The sequence below is a fragment of the Chryseobacterium sp. PMSZPI genome, assembly GCF_002835665.1.
Classification (GTDB): domain Bacteria; phylum Bacteroidota; class Bacteroidia; order Flavobacteriales; family Weeksellaceae; genus Chryseobacterium.
In genome coordinates this window covers 1-24,113 of sequence record NZ_PIZV01000034.1, presented here as the reverse complement: position 1 = coordinate 24,113, position 24,113 = coordinate 1, and the positions used below count along the sequence as shown (strand labels likewise).

The 24,113-nt window shown below is 33.8% G+C and carries 21 protein-coding genes; 10 read left to right on the top strand and 11 right to left on the bottom strand.

Annotated features, from left to right (window positions below):
- Window positions 1-53: 53 nt before the first annotated feature.
- Window positions 54-800: a thioesterase II family protein gene (locus CW752_RS07065; protein WP_101239054.1), complete on the top strand. Its 747-nt coding sequence runs from the start codon at window positions 54-56 to the stop codon at window positions 798-800.
- Complete coding sequence (locus CW752_RS07060) at window positions 793-2,004, top strand: TCR/Tet family MFS transporter (RefSeq protein ID WP_101239053.1); 1,212 nt, start codon at window positions 793-795, stop codon at window positions 2,002-2,004. Before CW752_RS07065 ends, CW752_RS07060 begins: the two co-directional genes overlap by 8 nt.
- Window positions 2,005-2,198: 194 nt before the next feature.
- On the opposite strand, the gene CW752_RS07055 is transcribed toward CW752_RS07060, so the two are convergent.
- The 3 genes from CW752_RS07055 to CW752_RS07045 are packed head-to-tail and all read right to left on the bottom strand — an operon-like array spanning window position 2,199 to window position 6,092.
- Window positions 2,199-3,554, bottom strand: coding sequence for a D-arabinono-1,4-lactone oxidase (locus CW752_RS07055; RefSeq protein WP_101239052.1), 1,356 nt, complete (start codon window positions 3,552-3,554; stop codon window positions 2,199-2,201).
- Complete coding sequence (locus CW752_RS07050) at window positions 3,547-5,124, bottom strand: NAD-dependent epimerase/dehydratase family protein (RefSeq protein WP_101239051.1); 1,578 nt, start codon at window positions 5,122-5,124, stop codon at window positions 3,547-3,549. The genes CW752_RS07055 and CW752_RS07050 overlap by 8 nt, the downstream gene beginning before the upstream one ends.
- 32 nt (window positions 5,125-5,156) lie before the next feature.
- Window positions 5,157-6,092 (bottom strand): aldo/keto reductase, encoded by a 936-nt coding sequence (locus CW752_RS07045; protein WP_101239050.1) that lies wholly within the window; start codon window positions 6,090-6,092, stop codon window positions 5,157-5,159.
- Window positions 6,093-7,140: 1,048 nt separating this feature from the next.
- Here CW752_RS07045 and CW752_RS07035 point away from each other — a divergent pair.
- A complete protein-coding gene (locus tag CW752_RS07035) occupies window positions 7,141-7,434 on the top strand; it encodes a hypothetical protein (protein WP_101239049.1) in 294 nt (97 codons plus the stop codon).
- The gene (locus CW752_RS07030; RefSeq protein ID WP_133121658.1) at window positions 7,424-7,993 is read left to right on the top strand and encodes a DAPG hydrolase family protein; all 570 of its coding nucleotides are present in this window, start codon (window positions 7,424-7,426) and stop codon (window positions 7,991-7,993) included. The genes CW752_RS07035 and CW752_RS07030 overlap by 11 nt, the downstream gene beginning before the upstream one ends.
- Here CW752_RS07030 and CW752_RS07025 read toward each other — a convergent pair whose 3' ends face one another.
- Entirely contained in the window at window positions 7,994-8,848 is an 855-nt protein-coding gene (locus CW752_RS07025; protein ID WP_101239047.1) for a helix-turn-helix domain-containing protein, read from the bottom strand.
- A 419-nt stretch (window positions 8,849-9,267) separates the two neighbouring features.
- On the bottom strand, window positions 9,268-10,911 hold the full coding sequence (locus tag CW752_RS07020) for an NUMOD4 domain-containing protein (RefSeq protein ID WP_101239046.1): 1,644 nt from the start codon (window positions 10,909-10,911) through the stop codon (window positions 9,268-9,270).
- Window positions 10,912-11,880: 969 nt separating this feature from the next.
- On the opposite strand from CW752_RS07020, the gene CW752_RS07015 reads away from it, so the two are divergent.
- Both CW752_RS07015 and CW752_RS07010 read left to right on the top strand, forming a co-directional pair.
- Entirely contained in the window at window positions 11,881-12,639 is a 759-nt protein-coding gene (locus CW752_RS07015) for a response regulator transcription factor (protein WP_101239045.1), read from the top strand.
- 128 nt (window positions 12,640-12,767) lie between these two features.
- Window positions 12,768-13,799 carry a L,D-transpeptidase gene (locus CW752_RS07010; protein ID WP_101239083.1) on the top strand — a complete coding sequence of 344 codons (1,032 nt, stop codon included), beginning with the start codon at window positions 12,768-12,770 and terminating at the stop codon, window positions 13,797-13,799.
- Here the strand turns inward: CW752_RS07010 and CW752_RS07005 are convergent.
- The 3 genes from CW752_RS07005 to CW752_RS06995 all read right to left on the bottom strand — a co-directional run bounded on the left by CW752_RS07005 (window position 13,792) and on the right by CW752_RS06995 (window position 16,405).
- Entirely contained in the window at window positions 13,792-14,319 is a 528-nt protein-coding gene (locus CW752_RS07005) for a hypothetical protein (RefSeq protein ID WP_101239044.1), read from the bottom strand. The two genes, CW752_RS07010 and CW752_RS07005, sit on opposite strands and share 8 nt — an antisense overlap.
- A 3-nt stretch (window positions 14,320-14,322) precedes the next feature.
- The gene (locus tag CW752_RS07000; protein WP_101239043.1) at window positions 14,323-15,645 is read right to left on the bottom strand and encodes a PDZ domain-containing protein; all 1,323 of its coding nucleotides are present in this window, start codon (window positions 15,643-15,645) and stop codon (window positions 14,323-14,325) included.
- Window positions 15,646-15,766: 121 nt separating this feature from the next.
- On the bottom strand, window positions 15,767-16,405 hold the full coding sequence (locus tag CW752_RS06995; RefSeq protein ID WP_101239042.1) for an alpha/beta hydrolase: 639 nt from the start codon (window positions 16,403-16,405) through the stop codon (window positions 15,767-15,769).
- A gap of 247 nt (window positions 16,406-16,652) precedes the next feature.
- Between CW752_RS06995 and CW752_RS06990 the strand changes: the two genes are divergently transcribed.
- On the top strand, window positions 16,653-17,084 hold the full coding sequence (locus CW752_RS06990; RefSeq protein ID WP_228401660.1) for a hypothetical protein: 432 nt from the start codon (window positions 16,653-16,655) through the stop codon (window positions 17,082-17,084).
- A gap of 49 nt (window positions 17,085-17,133) precedes the next feature.
- Here CW752_RS06990 and CW752_RS06985 read toward each other — a convergent pair whose 3' ends face one another.
- Window positions 17,134-17,772: a response regulator gene (locus tag CW752_RS06985; protein WP_101239040.1), complete on the bottom strand. Its 639-nt coding sequence runs from the start codon at window positions 17,770-17,772 to the stop codon at window positions 17,134-17,136.
- A complete protein-coding gene (locus tag CW752_RS06980; protein WP_101239039.1) occupies window positions 17,762-19,735 on the bottom strand; it encodes a tetratricopeptide repeat-containing sensor histidine kinase in 1,974 nt (657 codons plus the stop codon). The genes CW752_RS06985 and CW752_RS06980 overlap by 11 nt, the downstream gene beginning before the upstream one ends.
- Window positions 19,736-19,948: 213 nt before the next feature.
- On the opposite strand from CW752_RS06980, the gene CW752_RS06975 reads away from it, so the two are divergent.
- Complete coding sequence (locus tag CW752_RS06975; RefSeq protein ID WP_228401658.1) at window positions 19,949-20,356, top strand: hypothetical protein; 408 nt, start codon at window positions 19,949-19,951, stop codon at window positions 20,354-20,356.
- 139 nt (window positions 20,357-20,495) lie between these two features.
- Window positions 20,496-21,545, top strand: coding sequence for a fatty acid desaturase (locus CW752_RS06970; RefSeq protein ID WP_101239037.1), 1,050 nt, complete (start codon window positions 20,496-20,498; stop codon window positions 21,543-21,545).
- Between the two features lie 105 nt (window positions 21,546-21,650).
- Here the strand turns inward: CW752_RS06970 and tyrS are convergent, their stop codons facing one another.
- Window positions 21,651-22,946, bottom strand: a complete 1,296-nt coding sequence (gene tyrS / locus CW752_RS06965; RefSeq protein WP_101239036.1) for a tyrosine--tRNA ligase — start codon at window positions 22,944-22,946, stop codon at window positions 21,651-21,653.
- A gap of 457 nt (window positions 22,947-23,403) precedes the next feature.
- On the opposite strand from tyrS, the gene CW752_RS06960 reads away from it, so the two are divergent.
- Entirely contained in the window at window positions 23,404-23,964 is a 561-nt protein-coding gene (locus CW752_RS06960) for an RNA polymerase sigma factor (RefSeq protein WP_101239035.1), read from the top strand.
- Window positions 23,965-24,113 lie beyond the last annotated feature (149 nt).

Below are 24,113 nucleotides of genomic sequence, written 5' to 3'. Positions count from 1 at the left end.
CCTGAAAGACATGGAGAGGACAGCCTCCATGTCTTATTTTAACAAAAAAACATATGAACACAACAATATCATCAAAACCGCAGATTTATTTATTACATTATGCGGGCGGAGACAAAAACTCTTTTCGTCCCCTAATCGAAAATTTACAATCATATTTTCAGATAGAAACTCCGGAACTTCCGGGAAGAGGAGAACGTATGTCTGAACCTTTTTTGGAGAATAAACAAACAGCAGTAGGAGATTTACTGGTCCAGATAAAGCAAACAAGGAAAAAAAATGTTCCTTACATTATCTATGGACATAGTATGGGTGCTATCCTGGGACTTGAAATATGCCAGATTATGGAGAATAATGGAGATGCTCCTAAATATTTTATTCCTACAGGTTTCCCCGGACCCAAAATAAAAAAAAATCTTCCCATTTCAGAACTGCCAAGAACAGACTTTTTTGCTGAAGTGAGAAAACTTGGTGGGCTGTCCGATGAGGTAATGGAAATAGAAGAATTGCTTGATTTCTTTGAACCTTTACTCAGAGCTGATTTCGGATTATTAGAAAACAATGAAAATAGGACTTTTAATGGAAAAATACAGACACCAATTTATGCTGTAATGGGTAAAGATGAGCAGTACGCACTCAACATTAGAAATTGGCAAAACTATACAACTGCCGGCTGCGAATGCCAAATTGTAAAAGGAAATCACTTCTTTATCAATCAGCATTTCAATTATCTCGCACAGATTATTAAAAATGCAATGGATACTGCAACTGCTAAATCAAACAATTATCTTTATCATGATTAGGAAAAAAGAATACGCATTAGTGTTTATTTATGTTACAGTTCTGATTGATATTATTGGGATAGGAATTGTAGCTCCTGTGTTACCCACACTTATTTTAAAATTATCGAATGGAGATCTAAGTGCTACAACAAAGTATATTGGTTGGTTTATATCCCTATATGCCTTAATGCAGTTTATATTTGCTCCTGTATTGGGAAGTCTTAGTGATCGTTACGGGAGACGGCCATTATTGTTATGGTCTTTATTGGGACTTGGAATAGATTATTTGATTCTGGCAATGGCACCCAATCTTATATGGCTGTTTGTTGGAAGAATAATTGCGGGAATTATGGGATCCAGTATGACAACGGTTACAGCATATGTTTCAGATATCAGTACCCCGGAGAAGAAAAGCCAGAATTTTGGAATGATAAGTGCAATTGCAGGGCTTGGTCTAATAATAGGTCCTCTGATCGGGGGAGTATTAGGTCATTATGGAGAGCGAATTCCTTTCTATACAGCTGCTGCATTGAGCTTACTCAATTTGATCTATGGTTTTTTTGTTTTGCCCGAATCACTTAAAGATGATAATCGAAGATCATTTTCATGGAAAGCTGCCAACCCTATCAGTGCCATGAAAAGTATTAAAAAAGAAATATTGGGACCATATCTGATCATTGCTTTTGTATTTATAGCTTTGGCGGGTCACGCTATGTCGAGTATCTGGAATGTATATGGAATGGAAAAATTTAACTGGAAGGCAGATATGATAGGTTACTCATTAGGCTTTTTTGGCATTTTAATGGTAGTATCCCAAGGATTATTTATTAGATTATTTATTGACAAATTAGGACAGAAGAAAGCTATTATGGTTTGTATGTTCATTTATTGTGTTAGTTTGTTGCTTTTTGGGTTCATCAATGCATCATGGATGGCTTTTGTCGTTATGATTCCGTATGCATTAGGAGGAATGGCTACCCCTATACTCCAAAGTATGATATCTTCAAAAGTACCCGATAACAAACAGGGAGTGCTCCAGGGAGGATTATCCAGTATTGGTAGTATTACAGCAGTTTTTGGACCATTATTAATGACCGGGATATTTGCTTATTTTACTTCTGATAACACCCCAATATTCTTTAGTGGAGCTCCTTTTATATTTGCTTCATTTTTGGCTTTAATTGGGAGCTGGTGTATTTATTTATCATTTTCCCAACGGAATTAAATGCAAATTTATCAATTCTAGATATGAAGATTATTTTATATCTGAAGTTATAACTAAAAATGTACTTTTCTAAAAAACTGTAGTTCCTTGTTTGGATTGACTAGTCCTGAAAATCTGATACAGATTATATTACAAAAATAAATAATTAAACCAGAGTAATTTTACTATTGCTTTGGTTTTTGTTTTTATATTCTTTAAGGAAGGAAAATATCTTTCGTAAAATCATTTAAGAATGTACCGTCCGGATCCAGGTCATTACGAAGTTCCCGGAAATCTTTCAACTTTGGAAACCTTTCATCCAACACTGTTTTAGATAAGTCTGAAAGTTTACCCCAATTAGGACAAGCTCTATATTTTTTCATAACATCAAAAAATAGCTGCATAGACGGATGAATCTCTTTTTTATGATATTCACGAATACACATTCCAATATAAAAAGTGTCCTGTTGGTAAGAAGGGCTTAACCATGAGCTTTCAGCGGCCGTATAACGAAGATCAATAGGGAAGTGGATCTTTTGTCCGGAGTGTTCCAAAGTATCTCTGAATTCTTTTAATGCTTTTTTGTGATAATTATCCAATATAGGCAATCCATATTCGGAAACCACCATTGGCACTGTTTCATCATGGACTAAGATTTCAAAACTAGTTCCAACTCTTATACGAGGTGTGAAAAAGAAATCAAGACAGTAGGCATTGATTTTTGGAATTAGAAAAGTTTCTTCATTGCTTTTTATGAATAAAGGAGCGGTTAATACATCAATTTCAGAGTCGCGTTTTCTCTGCTCATCGGTATAGTTTTGAAGCTTGTCTTTTTCAAGATAAAGTTCTTTCGGGATTCGCTCAGCTTTAAATACATATACTTTGTCTGTATGAGGAAACCACCAGGCTTTGAAATACTCATATTTTTTAGCATATTCATCCATGGAGTCAAGGTACTCGTCAAATCCAATAATCGATTCCTCTGATTTTAGATAAAATAAAGGTTCACACTGTAATGTTACCTCTGTGACAATTCCAAGAGTACCTAATGAAATAGATGCTGCGTCCCAAAGATTCAACTCTTTATTACCGATTTTTAATACATCATCTTTGCTTATTTCCAATATATCTCCTGATGCTTGTATAATACGTATTTTTTTTATTTGTGCGGAAAGACTTTTATGTTTTAACCCGCTACCATGTGTACCTGTAGCCAATGCTCCGGCAACAGTTTGTTTATTGATAACTCCGAAATTGGGAAAGGATAAATTGTTGACTTTCATTATGGAGTACAATTCATGCAAATACATTCCTCCCTGGCAGGTGATGAAATCTTGGCCTATTGAAATTAAATTTCGATAATTTTTAAGAGATACTAAAATTTCATTACTCAGGGCTAATGGAGTAAATGAATGCCCTGAACCGACCACGCGAATCTTTTTCTTATTTATTCCTGCAAATCTGACAATATCGATTATCTGTTCTTCTGTTTCAGGTTCAAAATAATTTTCAGCAAGGCAGGAATAATTTCCTGCCCAGTTGATCCATGTATAATTATTTACTTTAAGCATTAATATCTGATGCTTCTGTAACCACTACCGTTGATTCACTATATACAGATGTGTTAACTCCGGTTTGCTTTTCTGCTTTTATCTGTTCTTTAATCCATTGATAGGTTTTTTCGATTCCTATAGCTAAAGGGATTGATGGCTTCCAGCCCAGCACTTCTTCGATGAGGCTGTTGTCTGAATTTCTTCCACGAACACCTTCTGGCCCTTCAATATGTTTTAAAGGTAGATTTCTTCCTGCAATTTCCATAACAAGCTTGGCAAAATCATTCATAGAAATCATTTCTTCCGAACCTAGATTGAGAGGCTTGTCATAGTCAGATTTCATAATTCTGATAACACCTTCTACACAGTCATCAATGTAGCAGAAAGAACGTTTTTGTTCACCATCTCCCCAGATTTCGAAAACAGATTCCGCAGCAGCTGCTTTACGACAGAAGGCAGCAGGTACTTTTTCTCTTCCTCCTTTCCAGGTTCCCTGCTCACCATAAATTCCGTGAAATCTGGCAATACGCATTTGCATTTGTGGGAACTCTTCTGCATATTTCATGGCGAGTTCTTCACCGTACAATTTTTCAAGGCCATAGATGTCTTGAGGTTGAGCCGGCCATGCATCACTCTCTTTTAATCCAATTGTGTTTTCAGAATCGTCTTGTGCGTGTAGAGGGTATACACAAGCGCTTGAAGAATAAAAGTAACGTTTGATGTTATGGTGTCTTGCTGCTTCCAGCATATTTAAACTGATCATTGTGTTGTTGTATCCGATTCGGCTGTGGTTACTTTGGATAAAGCCCATGCCTCCCATATCAGCTGCAAGATTGAAAACCCAGTCAATTCCTTCGCAAGCCTGCAAACAGTTTTTCATTACCCTTAGATCAATTCTAAGGAATTCGTGACAGAATTCGTTGGGCTGCATAAATTCCGGACTTTTCCAATCTGCTCCTACTACATAATATCCTTCTTTTTTTAGTCGTTTACCTAAATGAGATCCTATGAACCCGCTTGCTCCTGTCACTAATACTTTGATTTTATCAGTTTTTAAAGTGCGTTTGGGTTCAATCATTTTTAATATCTCAGCAATATAAGGATGATGTATATACTGACTTTGTAATTCAGTTGGAATAGTTCCGTTGATATCAAACCACTTTCCATCGGAATGATCATGGTCAAAACCTAAAGAAATATCAGCATCAACTTCTGCCTGAAAAGTTACATTTATCGTATGTGAAGAAGCTCCTTGTTCAGAATCATTAAATTCTGTAGAGAAGGTACCCAAATAGTTTGTGATTTTTATTTTGTCTGCAGGAATATTCAGTTCTAAGGCGGCTTTTCTTATTCCACATTCTTCTATTCCTTCGTTTTTTAACATTCTGCCACCTTGCATCCAATATACATCTTTGCAGGGCTTATTTTTACGTTTGGTAAGGAAAGCTTTGTTGTCTTTGATGATAATCAAATCAACGCAGACTAGGGGAACGTTGTCGAGAATTGTGCGGTAAACATCCGTAGGAATCATTCCGGTTGATGATTGTAAGATGTTTTCATCTTTGTAATGTAAAAGGTTTTTTTTCATAAGTTTTGTTAAGTGAGTTGGTTGTATTTTTATTAAAAATTAAACTGTTTTAAAAAAGAATTCATAATTTTGGGGTTAACAGGTTCGTTATAAGCATGTAAGCTTTTTTGTACTTCCTCTTTGGAAGATGCTCCAACAATGATAGTGTTTACCGCCGGATGAGTAAGGATAAACTGATAGTTGAGAGCCATCAGATCAACATTGTTTTGTTTGCACCAGTCATACATCTGTTGGGATTTCTTTATTGAAACGTCTTGCTCTATATTATAATGACGAATATTAATTTGGGATGGGTCGTTTCCGGAGAGCAATCCCATACACAGAGCCGATCCAAGCATTACGGAAACTTTCTCCTGATAAGCTTTTTCTAATAGATTACCGGCATCAGTACGCAAGAGATTATAATCTAAATAGGGTAAAATAACATCGGCATATCCTGATGAAATGAATTGAAAATGGAGTTGATGATCACGAACTCCAAGCCCAAGATTTAAAATTACTTTTTCTTCCTTTAGTCGAAGTAAAGCTTCTATGGTACCATTTTTCATAATACTTTGAAGGTTAATATCAGAAGGGTCATGGATGTGTAAGATATCGAGGTAATCTGTTTGTAATGTTTTTAAACTGTTCTCAATGCTTCTAAGAATTTTGTCCGGAGTATAACCTTTATATTGAGGGTGTGTACCTACTTTTGTGGACAGAACAATGGATGACCGTTTTCCATATTCTTGTAAAGCAATCCCTATTTTGGTTTCGCTATCACCATAAAAAGGGGAAGTATCGATAAGATTAATTCCATTGTCTAGCGCAAATAAAACTGTTTCAACAGCTTGTTTTTCTGAAACGGGTCCTTCAAAAAAAATATTTTCTTTACAAGAGCCTAGGCCCGCTCCACCAAGAGAAATAGGGAATACAGGAGTAGAATTTACACTGATAAGTTTTTTATCTCTAATATGTGAATTGATCATAATTCAAAGATAATAATTTTATGTTATTGAAAATGTTTTTTTTTAACAGGAAAAAAATCAATGAAGGAAGTTTATTTTTTGAAAAAAATAAACAGTTTGAATAAAAAGTAGAAGGTGTAGACTACTTAAAAACTCTGGAAACGGTTTATAAAAGGGGATTACATGTGATTGAATTTAATTTTTTTTAAAATTTTTATAATTGATAATCTGTGTTTTATCTAAATGTCGCAGAAAAAAAAGGTGTGAATGTTTGGAGGGATTAAAAAAAGATGTATTTTTGCAATCACAAAAAAGAAACATAGTTCTTTAAAAATTAAGAAAATGATCCGGTAGTTCAGCTGGTTAGAATGCCGCCCTGTCACGGCGGAGGTCGCGGGTTCGAGCCGGATCGCAACTATTTGATCAAAATAGTACAAGTGTTGTAAAAATCTTTTACAGCACTTTTTTTGTACTTATCCTAACAAGACTCCTCAGAAAAATTTAAATCTTTTAATTTGGATCAAGAGCAAAAGTTGTGAGGCTTAGAATATTTAGATCTGTTTAATTTTAAAATTTCACGCAAAGTATTTCAATTATCAGGTGTTGTATAAGCAAAGGCTGAATCAATTGTATTGATTCTTTCCAAGCGTACATATCCATACAGCTTATTCATCGCCCTTGTCTCTTTCTTAGTTCCCTTATCAATAATGAATTGTATCTTGTTTTTTCATTTAAATAAGACTTCATTGTAAGTTCAGAGTACTAAAGCTAATTTACTTCCCCTTCAAATTAACCCAACTTTTTGTCTAGTCCACAAATTTTGAAACTGTTCCACTTTCCTTATTGGGTACTGGAGGTATTTTCCAAATAATCCCTAATTGTCCGCAAATTGTGCATACTGTATGTAATAATCTCGATATAACTTTGCCATGAAGATAATAAGTGTTAAATGCATACGCTACTGTTGAATGTTATATTCGTCGTAGGCTGTTAGAGGGAGAAGCTTTGCCGGCAGGCTTTTCTTAATAAATCACTTTTAAATCTTAATTAACATCTTAAAAATTAAGTTATGAAATATAATAGTTTTATTGCAGGTATGGCACTTGCAATGATTCCGACAACGATCTATAGTCAGGCTCGTAATGCCATTTTTTCAAAAACAGAAAAGGTTACCGTATTGGATGGTCGGAAAATTTCCAAACAAATTCTGTCTGAAGAAGAGAAAAAACAACCTCTTGCCAAATACTTTTATATGCCAATGGCTCCTGTGGATAAAGCAAAAACAAATGCTATTAAAAAAGGACCATTAGACCCTGCAAAAGCACTTTCAATATTTACTAAAACCGGGATATTTGCCTTCTGAAATTGGGTATTGTGTGTTACCGGATGGAACCGGATATGTGTCATCAATTCTAGAAATGAAAGGAGTGACACCTGAAATGTTTGATTGGTGGTTTACATGGCATCAGCTTGATCCGCTAAGATATAAGATATGGGATCATTATGTACATTATGATGTTGCTGTCGGTAAAAAAGAAAGAGAAACGTTGCTTTCTGATCGTATTCCGATTCACGAAAAAAATTGGGAGGTTACCCACTTAATCAATGAAGATATTGGGATGGGGGCAGCAGATATCAATATCAAATTTGTTTCTCCGGAAGAGTTTGGCTTTGATATGTCTCAATTTAAAGAACCTAATGTTGGAACGGCAATTTGTGCAAAAGGTTTTATTAACATGGTTCACTTTGTAAGGAGAACAAAAAATGGAATAGAACTTAGAAGCAGATTTTGGCTTTCAAAAGAACTGAACCCAACCAATAATGCTTTGCGTGGTTTAAATTATCATGCATTGGAAGAGTATACTAATCTTGAAAAAATTCTTCCCATGTTGTATAAAGAATATGGACCTAAATCAAAATAATCAATCTTTTCTAGCTTGTTTTAATGAATGCAAAGGAGAAACTCCCTTTGCATTTTTTTTATAATTTTCAGGAGAATGTCCTGTATGTTTTTTAAAAAAGCGACTGAAGTAAGATTGATCTTCAAAGTTTAAATGATTAGCAATCTCCTTTATTGACAGTTTTCCGCTCGTAAGAAACCTCTTTGCTTCTTGGATTAATCTGATATGGATGAGTTGGGTTATTGTCCGATTCATTTTGTCTGAAAGAATCTGATTGAGTCTTTTTTCGCTTATATTTAACCGATCAGCATAAAATGAAGCTTTTTTCTCAACGGTATAAAATTCGTCTAATAATTTGCAAAACTCATACACTCTTTTTTGATTAATATCCTGATTTAAAAAAGCGCTTTGCCTGATTCTGATTAAATGAAGTAATACTACTTTTAAGAGTGATTTTATCACTAAAAAAGTTCCTTTTTCAATACTAAGCTCGTATTGTATTAATTCAATAATATGGTTAAGGTTTGTCTGTATCTCGGACGATATAGTGATGGTGGTAAATTGTCCTTGATTATTGAATATATTGTAAACATCCAGAGCATACTCTTCTTCATCTTCTTCAAGATAATCTCGTTTGAAAGCTATAAAATAGCCATTCATACCGGTTAGGTCAATATCAATTTTACGATAGGGAGGTATTAAATAAATTGTATTGAGTTCCGATTTATCTTTAGGGTTCTTATTCCATATAATGATAAAAAGATCTTCGGCATCGTGAGAATCAAAATCGTTTAAAGAAACATCACTAATGTTTTTTAAAATGAATTTACTTTCATCTATATGATGGATAAAAGGCGTCGATATTTTATTTTCCATAGATATAGAATGTTTATAAAAAGCATTGATTGATATAGGATGAGTCTTTTACAGTATTAGTACTAATGCTGTTTTCAAGGAAATAAAAGTAGTGAAATTAATAATTTGACGGATGTGCTTTTTCTAAATTGTTTTCTTATTCCTAATAATTTTTGTTGCGTCAAGTTTTGGCGTTGCCTGTTTTTACTTTTGGGACTAGAGATTTCTTGCAAGAATTCTTTGTAAACAATTATTAACGATTAAAAAACAAAAATTATGTACACTGAAACTGAAGTATTCTTTGCTTCCAATGATCCTATATTAGACGCTGATCTTGTGCAGCTGGTGGATAATTATACTAAAGAGAATGTTAATTATGAATAGGTTATAACGGGATTTGATGGGATAATAATACTATTGCAATAAATAGGTTAAATATTTTATTTTTTTAATGAGTCTATCATTGGGTGTAATGATAGCTTTGACAGATCGATCTTCCACAGCCTCTCATTTTCATTAATTACCCGAAGGTTTTTGTTATTTATATCAAATTCTTCAACAAAAGAGCAGCAAAGAAACCGGAAAAGCATTTTTTTAACATTATCTACCTTTGGATGTAACTTAAAATAAAGAACAGGATATTTGCCTTTTGTCAAGTTCAAAGAAATAATTTGTTCCTCTTCATAAAAATGAATGCCGGCTCTCCATCCACTTAATCGTTTTACTCTTCCTTTATTAGAAATAAAATATTTTTCGCTAAAACCTGGTAACGGTTTCCATTGCTCATTCGGTAAGGTTCTTAAAGATAAATCGAAAATAGAGGGAGGGTTTTCTTTATTAATTGGGGGCTTACCTAGTTTTTCCCAAAGAGAATTGTTGAATACCTCTTTGGAATTAAGTACCGTTCTTACCTTAGTAGCATACTGTTTATTTCTTTCAGTAAGGATTTTAGTAACAGACTGTAGGGTCAATTTTGAAATATCTAAATCCCATTGTGGATCATTTTTGTTTATGATCACCAGATTCCTGTCTTTAAGATCGAACTTTTCAATAAAGCAATAGTAAAGCATTCTGATAATTGCTACATTATAGCCTATTCCATTGCAATTTATTTTAGTGTAAAGATAATATTTTTCATTACCAGACTTTTGTACAAAGAGTGAGATGATCTGCTCCTTCCAAAAAGTCTGGCTTATACTTTGTGTCCAGGTGTTTAGTCTCTTTATTCTTCCTTTATTGGAAATGGCGAAATAGGGCTCAAGATCAGGAAACGGCTTCCAATGCTCTCCGGGAAGATTTTTTAGTGATAAGTTCATACAGGCCGGAGGGTTGTTTTCATCGATTAGCGGCTGCCCGAGCCTTTTCCACAAACTTGTATTGAGTATCTTTTCTGGCTTACTTTTTCTTGATGGTATAAAATCTTTTTTACTGGGCTTATATTCTTTTTCAAACCATAGAAATTTTCCTGCGGTAATTTTTTTTTTATTGATTACTGATAGAATATGAGGAGGATAAATTTCCAAAGCTTCACTTGCGGCATAAATATTTTCGTAAGAAGCGACAAAATTTCCATCAACAGTATACTGACTAACTGCCTGCTGATAATTTCCTTTCTTTCCTCTACCGGTACTTAGCGACTTACTATGCAGCTGGCCTACTGTTAACTTCTCTAAATTACTAAAATGTACATTAAATCGATTGTCATCCTTAAAAGATATAAGAAATGAATGATCATCCATATTGAATTTTTCAACAAAATGATAATACACTAAACGTGCTACTGATTTTCCATATGATCTTCCCTCGATACAAAGATCACATTTCACACTAAAAAAATGAGTCTTTAAGTGTTTATTGAAATATCTGAAAGCTTGTGGCTTTTTGATTCTATCCAATATTTTCTGTTCTCCTCCATTGGGGTTTGAAACCCAACGTTCCAGGCTTTTTACTCGTCCGTAATTAGAGATGGCATAATTCTCAAAATCTTCTATCAGTTTCCATTCTTCATTGGGAAGATCTTTTAAAGAAAGGTTGGATAAAACTGTATTTATATATTCATCTCCTAATTCTATAGGCAGTTTCATAAGTTGAAAATTTCTTTTATAATTTGTTTTTGATATAATCCAATGTCTAATTTAATACGAAATTTTATACTACCAAAATAAATTCCTTAATGTGTTTTATTTAAAATTTGTGAAGAAACTGAAAATATGGGTGATTGAGGGTCAGGTGCAGAAGTTGTGGGCTGGGTAAAAAATGAGTTAATCTGAAGAAAAAAATGAATTATCTTTTTACTCCTCTAAGCTTTATATTGAAATTTAATTTCAACGCAAAGACAAGATTCAATTGATTATTGATAAGAGAGCTAAGAAAGCGACAAAAGTCGCTGATGAAGCGATGTAGATATGCGTACGCTTAGAAAGAATCAATATAATTGATTCAGCCTTTGCTTCCTAAAATACAACACCGGATAATAGAAATCCTTTGCGTTACATTTTAAAATTAAATAGATCTAAATATTCTAAGTCTCACAACTTTTGCTCTTGTTCCGTGATTGATCTAGAGGTATCTTGAATTTAGTGTAAAAAAAAATTACTGCCGAAAGACAGTAATAGAAAGATCAGCGATATGGTGCTTCGATCAGCTTATAGTTTTTTGAACAGGGATGAATGTACTGTTCAAAAAGCTGATCTCTAAACGCTGCTCAATTCGGTAATTGTTATGTATATTCCTGATCTGAATTAAGACTCATGTTTTGAGTTGGTTACGATAAAAACTTCATTAGCGGAATTTGTTTTAACTTTAACCGGTTATTTTTGCAGCTTCTTTATAATCATGGTTATTTTTATATTGAAAATGGACTCTTCAATTGCCTTATATAAAGCTGCTTTTGAGTGCATTTGATCATTGTATTTCAAAAAGGTACAATCATGTAAATCTTTTCGCAAAAGTAAATCACCTCATTTTGAAAACAACTACACTTTTGTGTAGATTTGTGACATCAAAGCTAAAACTACCTTTTTGTGTAGTATATGAACGGTATTTGTAACATTATGGAAGAAATTAATAGATTTTTTAATGATAAAAATGAAGTCAGTAGCAATGCGGATATTGACTTTAGCCAGTCCGGAGATTATCTGGAGGCGATAAAAGCGCTTTCCAGAACTACTTACCAGAGTCTCTATGTGATCAACTATCAAACCAAAGGATTTGAATACGTTTCTGATAATCCACTTTTTCTATGTGGTAAGACTTCAGAGGAGGTGAAAGACCTGGGGTATGCTTTTTATTTTCAAAACGTAAAACCTGAAGATGTGGAGATGTTGATCAAAATCAATGAGGCAGGCTTTAATTTTTATGAAAAAATTCCTGTAGAGGATAGAAAAAGATATTCTATTTCTTATGATTTTAATCTGATCAATAATAAAAAAAATCTTATCCTGGTTAATCATAAACTTACTCCGATGTTCCTTACAGAAGAAGGGCAGGTTTGGAAGGCATTGTGTGTTGTTTCTCTATCTGCTAACAGTTCGGCAGGAAATGTTGTACTGAGTAAAGACGGATCTGATGAAATATGGAAATATGATTTGGAGGCGGAAGTATGGGAGAAGAATGAAAAAATAAAACTTTCTTCAAGAGAGTATGAAATTTTAAGTTTGTACGCCAGTGGATTGACGATCAGTGAAATAGCGGGTAAGCTTTTTATTACTGCGGATACGGTAAAGTTTCACAGAAAAAAACTCTTTGATAAAATTGGTGTGAACAATATTGCTGAAGCATTATCTTACGCTAAAACCAACAAATTGATTTAAAATAATCATTTTTATTACCGTTTTTTTACGGAATTTTTCATAATGTCTTTTCAGATTCGATTTTAGGTCTGATATTTGTACTGGGTAGCCAAACTAGATGGCCAATTTTACTTATGAAAAACATATTTGTGAAAAAATCATTTTTATATGCCTGCTTATGTGCTGTATTCCTGGTTTCATGCAAGAAAGAAATAGAAAAGATAAGCGATACTTTTAAAGATACTGTTTCTTCTGTCTCAGAAACTCCTGAAGCGGAAAAAGATAGTGTGAAAAAAGATTCGGTACCTGTCGTGAAGAAAGAATCTGTCCCTCCGATCATGCAGGAAAATGGTTTTTATAATGCTTTTGCAATTCCAAAAGATAAAAAAGTAAGAGATTCCGTGTATGCGGAGTTTAGTAAAAAATATAATGAGCAGGAGCGAACTGCTATTTTAGCCCTCAACAGATTAGACTCCAAAAGTAAATGGAATTCGGATACTTTGGTAGTTCCTGCTAAAATAGATACAACGTTAATGGCTTATTCGCCATTTCCTATGCAGCTGGATGTTTTAAGTGGAGTGAAAAAGTTTGTTATTTTTTCATATCCGATACAGGCATTCGCAGTGTACTCTAATGGAAGCCTTGTTAAATGGGGACCAACGAGTATGGGGAAAAAAGCGGCTCAGACTACAAGAGGACTTACCTTTGCCAACTGGAAAAAGAAATTATCGATCTCAACAGTCAGCAGCGAATGGAAACTCCCTTATAACTTCAATATACACAATATAGGTGGAATCGGATGGCATGAATATACGCTTCCGGGATATCCAGCTTCTCATTCTTGCCTAAGATTATTGAGGAAAGATGCTCAATGGTTGTATTCTTACGCAGATACTTGGATTTTGAATCCGGGTGGTGCAACAACAAAGGCGAGAGGAACGGCAGTAATGGTATTTGGAGATTATAATTGGGGCGGAAGAAAGCCTTGGAGAAAACTTTTGGAAGATCCGAATGCTAATAATATCTCGGTGGAAGAGCTTATAAAATTATTGGAGCCGGATGTTTCAAAAATGTTGAAAGAGCAAGCGAACAGAGAGAAAGTTGCAGATTCTATTAAAACAGCAAGAGCAAGTATGACGCCTATTCAGAATGAAAAGCCTGTAGATTCTCCTGTTAATTAACGATTTTCTCAAATTGTAAAGTAGATTCCTCAGCAAATTGTCTTAGCTTAAGCATTTCTTCTTTTCCCTTATATTGCCCAAATCTTGCAGCTAAATAGGTAAGGAGAATAAAAAATAACATCACAAAAGAAGCGCTCAATGCCCAAGGGTATTCGGCGCTTTTTATTTGATTTTCTACATAATGCATCGTGAAGAAGGTCATCCACAAAATAGAAAAAGAAAAATAAAGAAACATGAAAAATGTCCAGACTGCAGAACTGGGGCCGAATACGCCCCTTATTGTTGTTTGGTCATCCTCAATTTCTACCCGCAGGGAAAGGCGTGGTTTCCAATAATTATCATATGGAGTTTCCACCCAGATCGTGGCCACTTCTTTGTTGATGTTGCCGGAAAATTCGGTTTTATGTTCAGCAAGATATTTTTTTAGACTCTCAGCGTATTCTTCTTTGGTAAGATGTGTCAGCATTTTGAATCTGGGCCTTGTTCTTATTTTATCTAAAGTGGTCTCTTCTGTTTTCATATGCTATTCTTGATAAGGAATTGGATCTTCTAAGGTGAAAGTTAAGGTTAATTTTTCATTTTTCCTTTGAATAAGCATGGTTATACTTCTTCCTTCGCTGGACTTCATCAATTCTATGATTCTTTCCATAGTCATTTCAGAAGTTGGACTTCCGTTGATGCTTATGATTCTGTCATCCTTCTTTATTCCTGCCAGATCGGCCGGGGAATCTTTTCTTACTCCTGCAACGGAAAATATCGGTTTTAGGCTAAACTTATACTGAAAAGAATCGTTGTATATTTCATTCATTACAGTACCTGCGGTTTTCTTTGTTTCGATTTTTACCCTGTCTTCCTGCCATTCCAATCCGTCTTGTTTGAAGTCCAGTCCACTCATATTAAAGTGAAAAGGATCGTTGAAATTTCTATTCTTTCTCAGATAAAGTTTTCCGTTGGTATAATCAAAAATAGTAGTGAAACGACGCATAATTTCTCCTCCTACGGATCCTTTTCTGTTTTCTACCATGGTGACATGCTGGATGGAAAATTCATCAGGCATAGAGGTGAGAGGTTTTTCAAATTGAAACTTGCCGAGATAAAAGTTATGAATTCTGCTTCTTTTGCCATAAATGTCTCCATTGAAGCCACGTCCGAGGAAATCATCTATATTTGGTCTGTTGTATACGAAATCCTTAATAAGAGTAGGGAAGAGCCATATGGCATCACTGTTTCCAAGATCGATCAACAGTTTTGAATTTTTCTTTTCATTGGTCATTTCTACGTCAGCATAGAGGTAGGGTTTGCTTTTTTCAATGCTTATAGGGAACTCTTCAAACTTTCTTAATTTCTTTTTTAAAGGATCAATGCTGTCATATACTGTGATTTTTTTTGACATATAGTCTATCAAAATAGGATGATTTTTAAAAAAATTATATCCAATAACACCATTAACAGGTATTCCCACGTGAGACGAAATATTAAATTCTTCATCAATGATTACATATAACGACATTGACGTATTGATAATGGCATCACCTATTTTGGCGGTATTGTGGTCGGATTTTAGACCATCAATACTTAAGCTTCCGCCAAGACCGGAAAATCTTACTTTTTCTACATTTTCTAATCTGAGTTCCTTATTATCAAGACTGAAAAGTATGGTTTCAGCAACTCCTGTATCCAGAAGGAAAGTAAGATCGGCACCATTAATGTTGATGGGGAGAAAGATAAGATTGTTAATGAATCGAAAAGGGATGACTGCTTTTTGGGTGTTGATGAGCTCAAAGGTGTTTTGAGCATTCGTAAAAATGCTTACAAATAATCCCAGTAAAAGAATCATGGTTTTCATTTACTGAATTTAGTAAAATTATTGTTATTGTGAATAAAAAAACATTCCAATGTTGGAATGTTTGTGTGTCTTTTAATAAAATTGGATATTTTGTTGAAACTTATTAAAAGTGTAATTGTTTCTATTTTGAGAAAAAATCCATTAAATCCATATAATTTTTCTGATTAACTCCATGTCCGCTCATGTATTCCCTGAAAGTGAAATAACAGTTAAGATCATATAATAAATCTGCAGCTTTTCTTCCCCAATCCAACGGAATGACAGCATCGTCTGTACCATGAGAAACAAAAAAGCGTAATCTTTCCAACTTCTTTTTATCTTTTACGATATCATCCAGAATTTTATCTTCGGGATAACTGCTAAGGCATGCTATATTATTGAATAATTCAGGATACTTCAAGGCTAAAGCATAACATAATACACCTCCCTGGCTAAAGCCACAAAGGTGGACCTTACTGTCGGTAAGTCCATAATGATTGATAATTTTTAATATGCTTTCCAATACTGAATTTAATGCTTCTTTTGCCTGAGGTACGTCGATAAAGCCTTCAGGAGTATTGAAATCAATATCGTACCACGAGTAGCCTTCAAACTGTGTGCTTCTTGGAGCTCTGAAACTTACGATAAGCCAATCATTGGGAAGGGTTTCCCTGAAACTGAAAAGGTCCTGCTCATTGCTACCATAGCCATGGAGCATAAAAAGAATTGGAGTATTAGGGGTAATATTTTCCGGTTCTCTTACTAGATAATCTAAATTCATGTACAAATATAATTAATAAATCACATTGTGAATATTATGTTTTATTATTCATGTAAATAAGTTTATTAATATGATGTCTTATATGTAATGATTGATTATCTAAGTTATATTATTGGATTTTATAGTATAATTTGTGTTTTGTTGATTTGATATTATTTGTAAATCTTTGTTAGAAAATTGTCATGAAAATTATTTTTATATTAATAAAAAACTTATATTTGAAACATTAAAAAATCTATTTGAAGAAATGAAGCAATTTTACAAATCAAAAAGTTTACCTAGACTTTCTTTTTTATTCGTTTTATTATTTTCTGTGATTACCGTTGTGAATTCTTGTAAAAAAGATGATGATGAGGGTTATCAGGATCATTTGGTTCAATTCGAAGTAAAAGCATCAGCAGGCGGAGTTATTAAAACTATCGTTACGCAGATCGGAACCAGCCAGAATACCATGTATAATACGACACAGACTCCTTTGACCTCACCTTGGACAAGCGGAGAAATTTTTGTGAACTCTAGTCAGGCTCAGTTAAATTTAGATGCTAATGCAGATATGCCAAACACTGATTCTGAATTGATTATTAATCTTTGGATTGACGGAAACATCGTGAAAACTGATAAAAAAGTAGGAAAAGGAGTCTTAACAGCTTCTATTGATTATAGTTTTCTGGAATTGTAAATGTAAATATTGAGATATAAAATGCCGCCTTAGGAGCGGCTTTTTTATTTTATTCCTCAATCATATGCTGTTGTAAGGCAAGATTAATAAGCTCTGTAGAATTTTTTGCCTGGAATTTTTGCAACAGGTTTTTACGATGAGTGTCTACGGTGAGTGGGCTTAAAAAAAGCTCTTCAGCAATCATTATACTTGTTTTTCCTTGGGCGACCATTTGTAATATTTGTTTTTCCCTTTTGGTGAGCCTGGGAGTAGGAGCATCGGTTGGAGAAAGACGACTTATGATTTGTTTTGTTTCGTTACAAAAAACGATATTTCCTGATCGAGCTCCTTTAATACATTCTGCTAACTCATCTATGGAAGTATTTTTTAAAATATACCCATTGGCACTATTTTGTATAGATTGCATAATAATACTCCTTTCTGAGCGGTTGCTAAACATAATTACAGAAGTATCGGGTGATATTTTTTTGATTTCCCTGCATAGTTCTGTACCATTTATATCGGGTAAGGTTATATCCAAAAGGATAATATCTATTTTATTGGACTTGATGAAGTGAAGAATTTCCGATCCGGATGTAAAGCTTTCAGTAGCATTAAAAAGAGGTTGGCTATTTAACATCATTTTCAAGCCTTCAATAACGATAGGATGATCATCTACAATAGCAATATTTATTTTTTCATTCTCCATAAGTATTGAGTTCTATATTAATTGTTGTACCTTGGTTATCGGAATGTATTTCCATTTTTCCTTTCAGGTAGTTTACCCTGTTTTTTAAGTTATGGAGTCCCATGCTTTTAGTGGACTTATCAATGTCTTTTTTGAATCCTTTTCCATTGTCTTCAATCGTGATCAAAAAGTTCTCGCCGGATTGGGAACATTGTAATAAAATATTATTAGCTTCGGAATGTTTCACCGCGTTAGCTAATAGTTCTTGTACAATTCTGTAAATATTAAGCTGGATGTTTAATGGAAGATTTTTTTCAATATCAATAGCTTGAAAATCAATTTCAAGATCTTTTCTAACGTAGAATTCACAAAGGTCATTTAATGCCGTTTCCAGACCAAAATTAAGTAATGATTCCGGCATAAGGTTCCTGGCGACATGGCGGAGTTCACTCACAGAATTATCCAGCTGTCCTAAAATTTTGTAAAATTCTTTATCTTTCTCCGGATGTAAATGATTGGAAGACCAGGTGGAAAAATTAATTTTTACTCCGGCAAGCATTCCGCCTAAACCATCATGAAGATCTCTGGCGATGCGTTCTCTTTCTCTTTCTTCACCGTCTAGAATAGCTTTAGTAAGCGATAGTTCTTCCTTTTGCTTTATTTCGTTTATTTTTTGTTCAGATATTTTTTTATTTTTTCTAAAAATGATAAAAAGGAAAGTGAGAAGGCTCAATGCTAATAATAAAATAAGACCCATTCCCCATAAGTAAGAATTTTTTTTGTTGACTTCTAAATCCTTTTGATTTTTTTCGGCATTTAAAGTTGCTATTTTTCTTTCCTTTTCAGCAGCATTATACTTGGACTCAATTTTGTTGATTTCAAGCTTTATATTTTCTGTATTTAGACTATCATTCAGTTTGGAGTATTTTTGTTCCCAAACCAGAGCTTCTTTTGTATTTCCTATTTCTTCATTTAATAAAGAAAGTTGTTTATAAAAAGTTTTTCTGTTGTTAAGATCAATGGCGAGAGATTTTTCTGTGAGGACATCTTCCAAAACGGTTTTGGCTTCGCTGTATCTCTTAAGCTTCTTCAAAATGTCATATTTATTGAAATAAAACATTTGTGCCAAGAGGTTTTGATTGAACTTTTTAGCATAAAAAAGTCCCTTTTCAATGACAGAGAGCGCTTCTGAATTCTTTTGTTTGGTAATATATAAAAGTGTCTTACTGTAATAATAGAAGGCATTGGCTGATGACTCAGGATATGGAGCGATTAATTTTTCTGCCTTTTCCAAATATTTTTTAGCTTCTTCTCCATTGGCCTGATAACAGTAATTATTGGCTGAGTTGAGATAAGTATAAAACAACTCAGCGGAATTTGGATAACTCCTTTCGAGAATTTCTAGTGCCTTTTTATTATAGTTTACAGCTTTCTCAAACTGTGCATTATAAGTAAGAATAATGGCAAACTGGGTATATAAAAATCCCAAATTTCTACTTTTCTCATATTTCTTGACCAGTGGAATGCTTTTTTCGAGAATAATTTTAACTAAAGGAGCATATCCTTCTTTATCTTTTTGTGTGACTCCGTAGCTATACCACGCCAATGATTGGAGAAAATCAGATTCTTCATTTTTGAATTTTGATAACGATTTAATGGATCGCTGATAAGATTGTGCAGCTTTAGCTTTATTCCGATCCATGTTGTATTGTCCTTCGTAATAATAATATTTTGCGATGAAGAAAGCGTTGTTTTGGATAAGCTCTTTCCCATTTTTTAAATAATTTTTACTTAAAAGGGAGTCGCTGTTTCTATAGTAATTAGATAATAGAAAAGAAGCTGTAGCTTTTGAAGTGTTGGGTGCTGTGCTTTTTATAACACTTTGTAGGCTGTCTATGTAAAATTTTTCATTAAGTGGGAAAATTTGTTGTGATCGTAAACTGAAAAACAATAATAGGCTTAATAAAATAAGTAATCTCTTCATTATATATCAATTCTGTAAAATATTTTTTCAAACGTTCAATTTAATTAAAAAAAATAGCATACAAAATACCTGAATTTAGGTAGAAAAAAATACCAATTTTTTAGGATTGATAATATTTACTGACTCTCATAGCTTTGCAAATATAAAATCACGAATCATAGAATATTATATAAATAATTAAAATTTAAACAAAAGATTATGAAAAGAATGAAAATGAGTCAACTGTTAAGAGGTACATTGGTCGCTATAATGACGGTGTTGTTTTTCGGGTTTGTGACTTCTTGTAGTAAGGATAATGATGACAATAACAATATCAATGGAGGAGGAAAAAGTCATAAAATCGTTTTTAAAGCAATCGCTTCTTCAGGAAGTAATATTGATGGAGCGGTATATGGAATTGATGGAAACGCTACGACAGCAAGTAGTCTCAGCGGGACAACCTGGTCAAGCCCTGAAGTAACATCGGAACCGGGAGCTTATAATGCAAATGTTGTGGTAAATGCAATCGGTGCTAATGCTTCTTCTACGTTGAAAGTTCAGATTTGGGTGGACGGAGAACTGAAAAAAGAAGGGACTTCCAGCGGCCAATATTTATCAGCTTCTGCGAGTTATACTTTCTGATTTTAATTACTTTAATTTGTTTTAGGTTGTGAATATATGTAAACCATATTAATTATTTAATATGGTTTATTTAATAATTTACATTTATGTGTTGGTGTATTGCGAAAATTATTATTTTTGTTATACAAATCACAAAATAGTGAAACACCAAGAAACCTCAAGACAAATCAGGAAAGAGATTAATCAATCTTTCCAACAGCTTAAAGAAACGTATCCTTTGCTCAAGTGGCAGGATAGTATCGGACTTTCGATATTTCTATTATCTATCATTGCAATTATTGCTGTATCCATCGGCTGGTATAAAACTCTTATTCCGACATGGCTCATGATCGTTATCAATGCTTTTTTTATGGGAGTGCTCCATGAAATTGAACATGATCTCATTCATTGGCTTTATTTCAAAAAATACAAACCGATTCATCATTTTATGCTCTTTACGGTTTGGATCCTACGACCATTAACTGTTAACCCCTGGATCAGGCGTAAAATGCATTACCATCACCATAAGTTTTCGGGAACTTTACATGATGTGGAAGAACGTAGCGTAACCAATGGTGAACGCTGGTCTGTTAAACGATTGTTGATGACTCCCGATGTGGTTCTGGGAGGCTTGTTCCGACTTTATCAAATGCATAGTGATATGGATAGGGAAGTAAAGAACGGGAATCTTAAAGAGGAAACATCTTTAACATTGAAACGAATCACATTTTTAAGCATAATACCTGTGACCATCTTTGCGCATGTGGTATTGTATTTCTTTTTTGCAGATATGCTGATGAATTGGATGAATGGGCAATTCGGAACCCATCTTGGCTTCCCGTATTCTATTGAAAATATATTGAGAAGTTTGGATATCATTACATATACAATTCTTTTGCCTAATTTATTGCGTCAATTCTGCTTACATTTTATAACTTCCAATATGCATTATTTTGGTGATCTTGAAGATGGTAATGTCATCGAGCAGACACAAGTACTTAATGTTTGGTGGACTTTCCCTATGCAATTGTTTTGCTTCTTTTTCGGTTGGACACACAGTATTCATCATTTTGTGGTGAATGAAACGTTTTATGTACGTCATTTAGGTAGGAAACAGGCACAAGATGTGTTGCGGAAATATGGTGTCCGATTTAATGATTTAGGAACTTTCAGAAGGGCAAACCGTTTTAGGGAATATTCTCCGAAATAGTATTTTCCTTTTTACATTTCAAAAAAACAGAGAGGGATATTATATAAATACAATCGGCGCTGAGATTTATCTCAGCGCTGATTGTATTTACTATATGTAAGATGATTACATCACTTTTACAATAAAGTAGCTTTTTTTACCTTTTTGAAGTAATAAGAATTTACCATCAATAAGGTCGCTTTCATTGGCTGTAAAAGTATCATTTACTTTTTGTTTGTTTACAGAAATAGCATTTCCTTTAATTTCTCTTTGGGCCTCACTTTTAGACTTCAAGAATCCTGATTTTTCAGAAAGAAGATCAATGATGTTGATTCCTAATACATCAGCTTTGGCCACTTCTTTTTGTGGAACTCCATCAAAAACTTCAAGGAACGTTTCTTCATCCAGGCTTACTAAGTCTTCAGCTGTAGAACGTCCAAAAAGAATTTCGGAAGCCTTTAATGCCTTTTCATATTCCTCTCTGCCGTGCACCCAGACTGTAACTTCTTCAGCCAGTTTTTTCTGAAGCTTTCTTTCGTGTGGAGCTGTTTTATGTTCTTCAATTAAAGTTTCGATTTCCTCTTTTCCTAAGAAAGTATAGAATTTGATAAATCTTTCAGCGTCTTCATCCGTAGCGTTCAGCCAGAATTGGTAGAATTTGTAAGGAGAGGTTTTCTTTTTATCCAACCAATAGTTTTCACCACTTTCAGACTTTCCGAATTTAGAACCGTCAGCTTTTGTAATCAAAGGAACCGTTAACGCAAAAGCTTCACCCTGAGCCTTTCTACGGATTAATTCTGTTCCTGTAGTGATATTTCCCCACTGATCAGAACCTCCCATTTGAAGTTTGACATTGTTGTTTTGATATAAATGAAGGAAATCATATCCCTGAATCAACTGATACGTAAATTCTGTAAAACTCATTCCGTCTGCACCGCCTTCTCCTGAGAATCTTTTCTTTACAGAATCTTTGGCCATCATATAGTTAACGGTGATGTTCTTTCCGATATTCTTTGCAAAATCAAGGAATGAAATATTCTTCATCCAATCGTAATTGTTTACCAATTCTGCTTTGTTGGGCTCGTTACCATCAAAATTTAAGAATTTAGAAAGCTGATTTTTTAAACAATCAACATAATGTAAAAGCGTTTCTTCGTCCAATAAATTTCTTTCTGCAGATTTTCCGGATGGATCTCCAATCATTCCTGTAGCACCCCCTACCAAAGCAATTGGTTTATGACCATGTTGTTGAAAGTGTGCTAAAATTTTTATCTGGATAAGACTTCCGATATGTAAAGAATCGGCAGTTGGATCAAAACCAATATATGCAGTAGTTACCTCTTTATTCAGTTGTTCATCGGTTCCGGGCATCATATCGGCAAAAAGACCACGCCATTTTAGTTCTTCTATAAAGGAATTCATTGATTTTTTTCTTTAAAATTTTACGATGCAAAGATAGTAAAATTCAGAAGGAAGAGAAAAAGACTAGAAAAGCAAAAAATTGAAACGATGGAATACCGAAGCAGTTTAAACTTTTATATTGATTATTTTTAACCACAAAAGGTTTCACCACTTAAGTTTTTTTAGTCTGGCCTATGCATAATAAGAACACCTAAGCTTTGTGAAAATCTTTGATTTTCATCTTATATGGACTTTTTTACGAAATCGTTTTAAACAAACTTACTTAAGTGAACTAAAGTGTTTTAAAATGAAAGCTTCTGTGGTCTATAAAGTTTAAACAACTTTTATCTTAAAATGCTTATAAATTAATGAGCTAAGAAAGCTGAATTGATAAAATATAAATGGAAGTCATGCTATCTGCTTTTTTGTTCCCTTAGCCTTTTGCAATTTTACTTCAAATGCGCTATATTTGTTATTAATGAACGACGAACAGCTATTCCTGCTCATCCAGAAGGCCAAGGATAAGGATCAAAAGGCCCAGACTAAACTCATTAATATTTTTTGGGTGGATGTTTTCTCTTTTGTGATGAAAAAAGTAAGGGATGAAAATGATGCCGATGAAATTACTGTGAATGTTTTTTCTAAAGTATTATCGAAGCTGGACATGTTTGATCCGCATTTTCAATTTAAGACTTGGATTCTTACGATTGCTCAAAATACAGTGATTGATTTCTGGAGAAAGAGAAATAGGGAAAATGAAGATTCTATCGAAAACCTTGATGAGGTTAAAAATCAATATGCAAAATCGCCGGAAGAACTTATGATTTCTGACGAAGAGCAAAAGAAGATCATTAAAACCATAGAATCTTTAGATGCTAATTATCAGGATATTATCAAACTAAGATTCTTTGAGGAAAAAAGCATCAAGGAGATCGCTGAGGAACTGGGAATTTCAGTAGCCAATACAAAGGTTCGTGTCATGCGTGCTAAAAAAGTTCTCGCTGAACTCTTAAAAAACAACGAATTCGAAGATAACTGATTTTTGTCGGAAAGCATAGCGGACACTGAGATTTTATTTCAGATATAATAGAAAAGATTAATGTCACGAATACCTTTAGATTTGCAAAAGGATTTAGTAATAAATTAGATATTAATTAAATTCTGAAGAACCAGAGAAAATAAAGTGAA